The sequence below is a fragment of the Flavobacterium restrictum genome (assembly GCF_007097245.1).
Lineage (GTDB): Bacteria > Bacteroidota > Bacteroidia > Flavobacteriales > Flavobacteriaceae > Flavobacterium > Flavobacterium restrictum.
In genome coordinates this window covers 156495-165598 of sequence record NZ_VJZT01000008.1, presented here as the reverse complement: position 1 = coordinate 165598, position 9104 = coordinate 156495, and the positions used below count along the sequence as shown (strand labels likewise).

Sequence of the window (9104 nt, the reverse complement as noted above, 5' to 3'; positions counted from 1 at the left end):
GGGTCGTAATTCCTTGCACCATAGTCATATAGATTTAAAGAAAGCTCATCCTGCCATTCTTTGGAGTTATATCGATATTTGTAATTACTACTAACTGCTGTTGTATACCCGTTATGCTTGAGCCCAAAGGGGTAATAGTGATTTTCCTCAACGATTTCGGTGGTTGCAATTGCACCGTCATTATTTGCGTCGCTATAACTTAACCTTACATTGCCTAAATGATCTGTGTAGTTGTACACATATTTAAAAATCCATGCTGCACCTGGTGCAGCAGAATTATTTACATATCCCTCTGCAGTTGAGAAAAATTGAAGCCTTGGTGTGGGTAAAACATTCATTGCTTGATACTGAAACCCTCCCAAATAATCCGTACTTGTTATGGTTTGTGCGGTCATATTGGTTAGCGTTTTTGCCACCTTTTGCCCTAGAGCGTTGTAAATATAGACAATGTTTCCTTTTGTTGCAAATGTAATTTTGGTAGGCAAATTGAGGTGGTTGTAGGTTATGGCAGTAATGGTCTTGTTATTATCGCTTATTAAATTGCCATTATTGTCATACGTAAAATCATCGCCTGTTTTATTCCCGTCAACAAAACCTTGGGCATCATTACCACTTGGACCATCTGTTACTTTTAGGAGTTGGTTAGAACTTGTAGCTTTATAAACATAAGTCAAGTCGTCTATGAGCATAGCTCCCGCTTGTGGGTCACTACCGCCTTTGCGCCTTAAGGTTAGGATATTGCCGTTTTTGTCGTAGGTTAGGTTTTCGTCAAAGCCATAAGTGACTGCTCCCGCTTTTTGATAGGTTGCGTCTTTTAATCTGTTCAAGTTGTCGTATTTATAGCCATAGGTGCGCACTACTGCTGATGTACTCCAGGAAGTTTCGGCAATATTGCCGTTATAGAGTTTGTTCGCTACGCTGGCATCACCCTCGACTTTGTTGTAATTAATCTTAAACCCAAACAAATCTTTTTCTGAACTTGGTTTTAAATCAGCAACATTATTTATTCCCGTGAGCCACCCCCGTATGTTATAACTATAATCTACTTTTTGCAAAGGCAAGGCTACTGTATTCCCTACGTTTTTGCTAATTAATTGCCCGAGTTCGTTGTAGGTATTGGCTGCTAAAAGTTGCGGTGTTCCTGTCCCTATTTGATGGGTGTGGGTGACTATACGGTCTTGTGGGGTGTAGGTATAACTATCTTTTGTGTATAACTCTGTCGGGTCAGCAAATAGCCGTTTGTGTCGGGTTTCGGTATAGTTCAGCTTGCCTGAAAACGCATCAAGGGAATTGTCTACTTGAGTGTACCCACCTAGATAGTTGGTGCTGTAGGTGCGTACGGGTCTGGCTTTGGCATTGTACAAAACATAACTTTTTTCACCTGTCATAGACGCTAGTGTTGTGAGTACCCGTACCCACGAACCTGTGGGCAAGCCTTTGGGTTTTAGGGTACTGTTGTTGTAGGCTACAGGAGCAGCATAGGTTATGACAGGCGAAAAGGAAAAAAAAGCATAATCATCATAATAATTGACTGTTAATAGCTTAAAAGTGGTAGGCACTACCGCATTACTATAATAGGCTACTCCGGTAACATCAAAGGTATTATTTACTGTTGTACTTTTGCTTTCGCTGATGGTCGTGAGTCCATTCATGGTGGTTTGTTTGGCCATTCTACCCGTACTCGTTACCGTTGTAGCTTGCTCCCAACCGGTGTAAACGGGTCTATTGAACACATCGTATTTTGTAATCATCCAGCCTACTACTCCTGCGGCTGAATCGCTAAAGGGCGAAAACGCTGGTCCAGTAGCTACCACACGATCCAGTTTATCGTATACAATGAATTCCCATTGTTTGCCAGGGATTTTTTTCTCGACTAGGCGGTTGCGGGAATCGTACTTGTACTGGTAACATAAATCGTCTAGTTGTGTGGCGGGAGCTGTTACGAGCGGTGGCAACACATACGTTAGGTTGCCGTATTGATCATAAACGTAGTAGGTGTCGTGTTTTATGAGGTTATCATAGGTGCGTTTGAGTACGACTTGTCCTTCCTTGTTCTTGAACTCTACGGTGGAGCCGTTGGCTTCGCTGGGTGTTGCGGCGGTGTTCTCGTCGTAGGTTATGGTTTTGTAGAGTTGGTTTATGGCATAATCGCCATACGTTACAAGTCCAATGGTACATACGCCTGCTGCTGGTGTGGTCGCATTCGCTGTATACCGCTTGACGGCATCGGTGGTTGTGTTGGTTTGATAGTCTAGCTTTATTTCGTGTCCATTTCCTAATTTCCAATCGGTATCGGGTGCGGCTTGCTTGAGGACTCGGTTGAGTGGCGAGGATTCGAGGAGTTTTTCCGAGAATGGGTTTGCCACACCATATTTAGTTACCGTATTGTTTTTTAGGGTTACACCATCTGTATACGCCATGGAGGTTTGGGAGGAAACATAGGGCAGGTACTCTCTGGTTTGTCTCCCGTAGGTGTCGTATTCTATGTGTGTAATCACATCAGTACCTGTGCCTGATTGGGCATTTGCAATTTGTTGTTTGGGGCGACCCAAGCCATCAAAATAAGTGATGTTCATATTTACATCTTGACCATTGGTTAGTTGTTGCAAACTAGTTGTTGCAATTTTGGGTATCGCTGTAATGATGTAATTTTGATCACTAGCAAAACCACTACTCTCCGTAGGAACAATACAACCCAATATTGTTCCTTTTATCCCAGGGCATTTGTCTAAACCGTTAGCCACATAACCTGCTGGTTGGGTACAGGATACTTGTGTTGTTGTTTCTCCAAATCCATCTGCATCAGCATCGATATACCAAGTTTTAGCAACTCCAATAGTAGCTAACGCATCGTTACAATCTAAATTATTTAAAACACCGTTAGTAGGTTTAGCACATTGTTTTATCGCAGTTCCTGTGCCATAACCATCTAAATCAGCATCAATATACCAGGTAGTATTGGGATTGATAGTTGCTTTTGTGTCATCACAATCCAAATTATTTAAGACTCCATTAGTAGGTTTCACGCATTGTTGTATTGCGATTCCAGTACCAAAACCATCTAAATCAGCATCAAGATACCAAATGGTGTTGGGATTAATTGCCGCATTGGTATCATCACAATCAAGACCATTAACAAGCCGATTGGCAGTGGTTAAAAGTCCGTAGGATGTAGCGGCTGCACCAAAACCATCGGCATCATTATCTACATGGAAATAACCACAATTACTGCTATTGGGCACGCATGGATTGCTGTCGTCTGGGTCTCCTGAATTAGAAACAAAGCCATTAACTGGCTGGGTTTGTCTTACTCCAGGATTGCCATAGCCATCGTGATCACTGTCCAAAAAATAGTCCTGTGCACTAATAGTACACGTAAATACAAGTAACAACAAAGTAACTATTGTTTTTTTCATATTTGTCAGTTTTTTTTCCTGTCTTTGCTTATTTGCTAATTACAGCTCCGAAAGGTTTAATGTATTAGAAGAAATGAATTTTTTAGTTTTTATAATGGTACTGGTTTTCGCTCAAAATGTTGCCGTCTTTGTCCCTTACCCATTTCAAGCGGTTTAACGCATCGTAGGTGTAGGTTATCTTATCGCCTTTGGGATCTGTAATGGTACTCACACCAACCAAGGGAATATAGGTGTAAGTGGTAATCATAGCACTTGACAGGGATGCAGTATTTCTAAAAGTGGTTAGTGCGGCAAGCAAACTGGCCTCGGTACCCGTATCTGAAATGGTTTGTAAATTAGCTACTAGAGATGCTACAAGGCTATAAGTAGCATTCTCAATTTTGGCAATGGGTTGGGTTTTATTGTACCCCCAGATTAGGGCTACGGGCACACCGCTATCAGGAGTGAATTGCAGTAGATTCCCACTAGCGTCATACAAATCCGAGGTTACTTTTTTCTCTAATGCGCCTACATTTGGCGTTGTAATGGGGGTGTTGAAATTAGGGAATTTAGCAGCATAAACACTCTTGGGCAATACGAGATTACTTGTTGTGGCGTCCATGGCATAAACGGTTTGTTGCTCGGATAGTTTGTCTGTAGCGGCGGTTGTCCCTCTAAAAGTTTCTACTCGTATGGGGGTCGCTTTTCTATTTTGAATCAATAAATCCGCCATATAAGGTGCCGTTCCCATATCATCTGGATAATACATTTGGGTAATGAGTTTTTGAGTACCTGCATTATCGGTCAGGGTTGTTTTTATAGGCTGAAAATGCTTGTTATCGGGACGGTATTCATAGTCCATAGTCGTTGTTACGTCTTGTCCGCCTAGTCGGGTTGTTTCGGTTTCGGTTTTTAGGGTTTTTATTTGGCCTTGGATTTTATATATATTAAAAAGCAACACAAGGCCTTGATTATCATTTCTTACTTTTGTAATTAGTCCTTTTACACTTGTTTCAGTAGTAGAATAATTATGATCATAATTATTTTGTTTTACAACATTTCCATTTGCATCATACCTTGTAACACTTTGTTTCTCACCAGCTAAAATCGACTGAAATTTAGGTTCAGCTGGCAGTCCATAATCAGAACTAAAACTATTCAATTCAAAATAATTTTTATATCTATTAAACAAATGCTTTGTTATTCCATTACCATCTGTTTCATCAACTTCTGCATACGAAATATTTGGTCCTATAAAATTGATGTCTAAAGGATCTGTCCCTGTTGAAAAATCGTAATACGAACCTATATCAAATCCTGTTCTATTACTCTCACTAACCAAAATTTGATTAAACGCTAAAGCATTTGCGGGAACAGCGCTAAAAAAATTAGTTAAAAATTTACTATTACTAACATTCCATTCTGTTTTATAAAAAAGTTTTGGATTGTTGACAATTTTAGGTTGAAAATAAGTATAGCTAGTTTGTTTTATAATCGAATTGTCAAAATCGCTATGAATTATATTTTTTATACGTAACCCCCCAACATCATAAATAGGAATTATAGGAATCCTTTTAACAGTTCCTGAACAAATATTACACATGTAATTCATCCCATTTGCCCCACCATATCCTTTTACTATTAGCGTATATTGTCTCTGATTGACTAACAACTTTTTATCAATAGGGAGCAATACTGTTTTTGAAAAGGTTAAACTTTGGTAATTAATTTGCGCTACAATTGTATTTGTCACATTATCCATTACTTGAGCCGCAACATCATTACTTGGACCACAACCTGCTCCTCCTGTTGGATTGTAAGAAAAAGAGGCTTGTAAAAGTAATGTCTCTGCAGCAGCTGAATTATAAGTGAAAACAGAAGAATAGGTACCCGTTGTAGATTGTGTTGATGTAGCTGTTGTTAAAAAGGGTAATAAAGGATTGTTAATGTCATAATAATAATCAAGTGGCTCCTCCGTTTTATGTTGTTCATATTTAAACTCAACTGCCCCTTTTGTAGGATAAATTATTTTCTCTAAAGCTCCTGCTTTAGCATACACGAAATCCACATTTCTATCTGCATACAAATTAGAACTAATTGTTATTCCATTTGCGGGATACAGGGAGGGATTTGTTTTACCGTTATAATACCCCCATTTGTCTTGAGCGAAAGAAAGCTTACTAGGCAATGACGTGGTATTATAAACAAACGTATGTGTTTTTACTACTTTTTCGTCACAGCTCATTTCTGCCATACTGTTGAGTTGCAATCTTTTTAAGTCAGTAATATTAACGGATTGATTTGTTATTGATGATTGAACGGTAGTGTAATTGAATTTTATTTTCTTGACGCATACTGCAATTGCGGCAACAGGATCAATTACTGTTATCTGAATTTCATTTAGCCTTTGTGGGGTAACTCCTAATTCAGGTGTTAAATCATCACGATTGCCATAAATAAAATTAATTTCGGTTTTACCTGCTTTAATTTTGCTAATTAATTTCGAGACAATGTGATTTTGTGAAGTTGAATTCACAGGGTTTTCAGCAAATTGACTATAAGCTGACTCGCTTAAAGGACAAACATTGGGAATCAGTTTTGGAGTACATAAAGGACCTTTAGATGTTGGTTTGTTAATTATTGTATGTGAGTAATTATTAGTAACATACTCTAATTGAATTACATTAGGATTCGTGTAATTTGAAATTTCTGTTAAGAACCAAGAATTTATGGTGAAATTATTATCAAAAACGATTTCATCGATGGATTGATTTGTATAATTTTTTTCGACAGCATTGTTTAACCCAAAATTTGTTCCTGTGCTTAAACCAAACTTATATTTATTACCATTTGGGGAGGTCACAAGCCAAGTCCTGAAATAATTGGGAATAAAATCTTCTTTAATAATAAAATCGGTATTTTCAGTATAAACAATTTCTCGTAATTCATTAAAAACGAACTTACTTCCACCTTCTGGTGTGCTAAAATAAAACAAATCAGGTTGAGAATCTTTTAATCCTAAATTAACATCTTCCAGCCACCAATTAAATTGCGAATACCTACTGCCAAGCCCTGCTGGAAAAACAGCCAATTCAGAATCCAGTTTTGTCAATCCATAATCTTTATAATAGCCGCTTACATTTAATTGACTAGAGGCATTACCTACATATCCCTCATCAGGTGCTCCCTTTACTATTCTACTCACTACGCCACCCACATTCAAACTCCAGTTTTGCCCCACAGAGGAGGCTATACTTTCTACTTTTACCCCACTAGCGTCATACTCTAACGAAATGGGTAAGGACATACCTCCGTATTCTAGGGTGTAGATAGGAATACTCACTTGTGGTGTTCCCGAGACTAGGTTTACGGGCATATTGAGGTATTGCTCAAATTTATTTACCTCTGGGGATTTGACTGCGGGACGCAAATCAGTGTTGACCTGACCTACTGCAATTTGCATACAAAAGAGTAGGGTTGCAATACAGGAATGGTTGACTATTTTTTTCATTGTTGGTGTTTGTCTATTTTTATTTTTTTTCATCGGTAGTTGCTTTTAATTCCCTCCTTTTTTAATCACTTTAACCCCGTCACTTTGCACATTGGTCTTGATATTGACCACATAAATCCCATCAGGGTAGCGGCTCATGTCTACAGGAACAGTGCGGCTGCTAATGGCAAATTGTTGCAAAATGCGTCCTGCGAGGTCTACTACTGTTGCTGTTCCGCTTTCGAACTCATACCCAATGATAATGTTGGTAAAGGTTGCGGCAGGATTTGGGATGGCTTCGATGTTGGCTTTGACCTCTAGCGGTTTTTTCTTGTCTTTGAGTTTTACTACCCAAAAATCATTGCTCCCCAAGGATCCATTTTTGTCTTTGGAGGCATTCCCATTAGAGGTGCCTGCCAAGAGGTAGCCCCCATCTCGGGTTTCAATGAGTTTGCGCAAAATATCTTCGCCGCTACTTCCTACCGTTTTGTCCCAGAGTGACTCGCCAGTAGCACTAATCTTGAGGGCGATGTAATCATTAATTCCGTTTTTGTCTTTGGCAATTTTCAGTCCCGTTCCTAGTGAGGTGGAAGGACAGGAATAGCCTCCTATCAAGAAGGTATGGTCTTTGTTCTCGACCAATGAGGTGAGAATATCTACTTTGCCAAAATCATAAGTCTTGCTCCACACCACATTTCCCGTGGTATCGAGTTGCAAAACCCAATAATCTGTACCGCTGCTTACTGTACCGCCTTTGGCCGTTAGTGGGGTAGTGCTATTGGAGTTGCCACCAGCTATATAGCCGTTATCCTCCGTTTGATGCAGGACATACAATTGATTGTCGCCATCGCCGCCATAGGCTCTTTGCCATTCGACAACCCCCGTACTACTGACTTTTAGAATCCAAAAATCGCCTATGCCGTGTAGAGCTTCGGTTCTATCGCCCGAGATGGCGGAGTTCGAATACCCGCCTAGTATGTAGCCACCGTCCTTGGTTTGTTCCATACTTCGGAGCAAGTCAGCATATTCCCCACCGTATGTTTTTTGCCACTCGACCACCCCCATTTTGTCTAGCTTCACTATCCAATAATCCATATTGCCACGGCTTTTTTCTGTTTTGGCAAATCCATCGGGTTTTGTGTCTATTCCCTTTTCTTTGTTGTCATTGGAATTGAAATTGAAATTGGAATTGGAATTGTCATTGAGATTGGAATTGGAACTGCCTTTTGGGCTGCTACTACTCGATCCACCCAACACATAGCCACCATCTTTGGTCTGAAAAGCACATACTAATTCGTCCTGTCCGCTACCACCTAGTGTTCTTTGCCATTGCTCATTGCCTTTGGCATCGAGTTTGACTACCCAAAAATCAGTATTGCCTCTACAGCTGTCTTTCTTTTCAAAACTCACAGAGGAGGTAGAGGAACCCGCCAGAATAAAGCCGCCATCTCTAGTGTTCTTGATGCTTTGCAAAAGGTCAAAACCGCTACCGCCTATGCTTTTTTGCCAATCAAGATCGCCGTTTTCTTTCATTTTCCAAATAAAATAATCCAAGTCACCATGGTTGTCCTCGGTTTTATTACCCGTTTTATTAGAGAGCGAACTCCCCGCAAGGATAAAACCATAATCAGCCGTGGGCTGGGCATCAAATAAATATTCGGGGTTCTTGCCTCCATAGGATTTCTCCCAGAGAATGTCTTGGGCTTGAATGCAGTAAGCGGTAAGAAAAAGGAATAGCAGTAGGTAATTTTTTTTCATGGTTAGATATTTAGGGTAGGTATAGCATCGTAGGGTTCGTTTGAAGCTATTGTTTCGACGCTAAAGTATTGCTAATAAAACAGGTACACAATACCGGAAATTAGTGATTTTTTAACATGCGATACAATTGCAAATTATCCCGTTTTAAAGCTAACTATCCAAGGTATGACTAGGATTACAGCGGTTTTGGTTTGCAACCAATGGGTGGAAACTATTTTTAGGTCACTGCAAAATAATTCTGGAGTGCTGCAAAAAAGGTATTGCGTGCTACAAAATGATTCTTGAGCAGTACTAAATTGTTTTTGAGCACTACAAAATAGTTTTTGAGTGCTATAAAATGATTATTGAGCGCTATAAAATAGTTTTTGAGTGCTACAAAATGATTATTGAGTGCTATGAAATAGTTTTTGAGTGTATAAAATCTTTTCGCAATAGACTTGATCGTGAAATACATACAAAAT

At 39.6% G+C, this 9104-nt stretch carries 4 protein-coding genes; all 4 read right to left on the bottom strand.

Annotated features, from left to right (window positions below):
* On the bottom strand, nucleotides 1–3416 hold a 3416-nt coding region (locus FNW21_RS09505), incomplete at its 3' end, for a DUF6443 domain-containing protein (protein WP_221932060.1).
* A gap of 82 nt (nucleotides 3417–3498) precedes the next feature.
* On the bottom strand, nucleotides 3499–6939 hold the full coding sequence (locus FNW21_RS09500; protein ID WP_235889615.1) for an RHS repeat domain-containing protein: 3441 nt from the start codon (nucleotides 6937–6939) through the stop codon (nucleotides 3499–3501).
* A 12-nt stretch (nucleotides 6940–6951) separates the two neighbouring features.
* Complete coding sequence (locus FNW21_RS09495) at nucleotides 6952–8643, bottom strand: T9SS type A sorting domain-containing protein (RefSeq protein ID WP_144256504.1); 1692 nt, start codon at nucleotides 8641–8643, stop codon at nucleotides 6952–6954.
* A gap of 217 nt (nucleotides 8644–8860) precedes the next feature.
* On the bottom strand, nucleotides 8861–9097 hold the full coding sequence (locus tag FNW21_RS09490; protein ID WP_144256503.1) for a hypothetical protein: 237 nt from the start codon (nucleotides 9095–9097) through the stop codon (nucleotides 8861–8863).
* Between the last annotated feature and the right edge of the window lie 7 nt (nucleotides 9098–9104).

What these genes read in the sequence shown, in the direction of transcription:
- FNW21_RS09490 (WP_144256503.1), bottom strand. Translation starts at nt 9,097, where the DNA reads ATGTATTTCACGATCAAGTCTATTGCGAAAAGATTTTATACACTCAAA.
- FNW21_RS09495 (WP_144256504.1), bottom strand. Translation starts at nt 8,643, where the DNA reads ATGAAAAAAAATTACCTACTGCTATTCCTTTTTCTTACCGCTTACTGC.
- FNW21_RS09500 (WP_235889615.1), bottom strand. Translation starts at nt 6,939, where the DNA reads ATGAAAAAAAATAAAAATAGACAAACACCAACAATGAAAAAAATAGTC.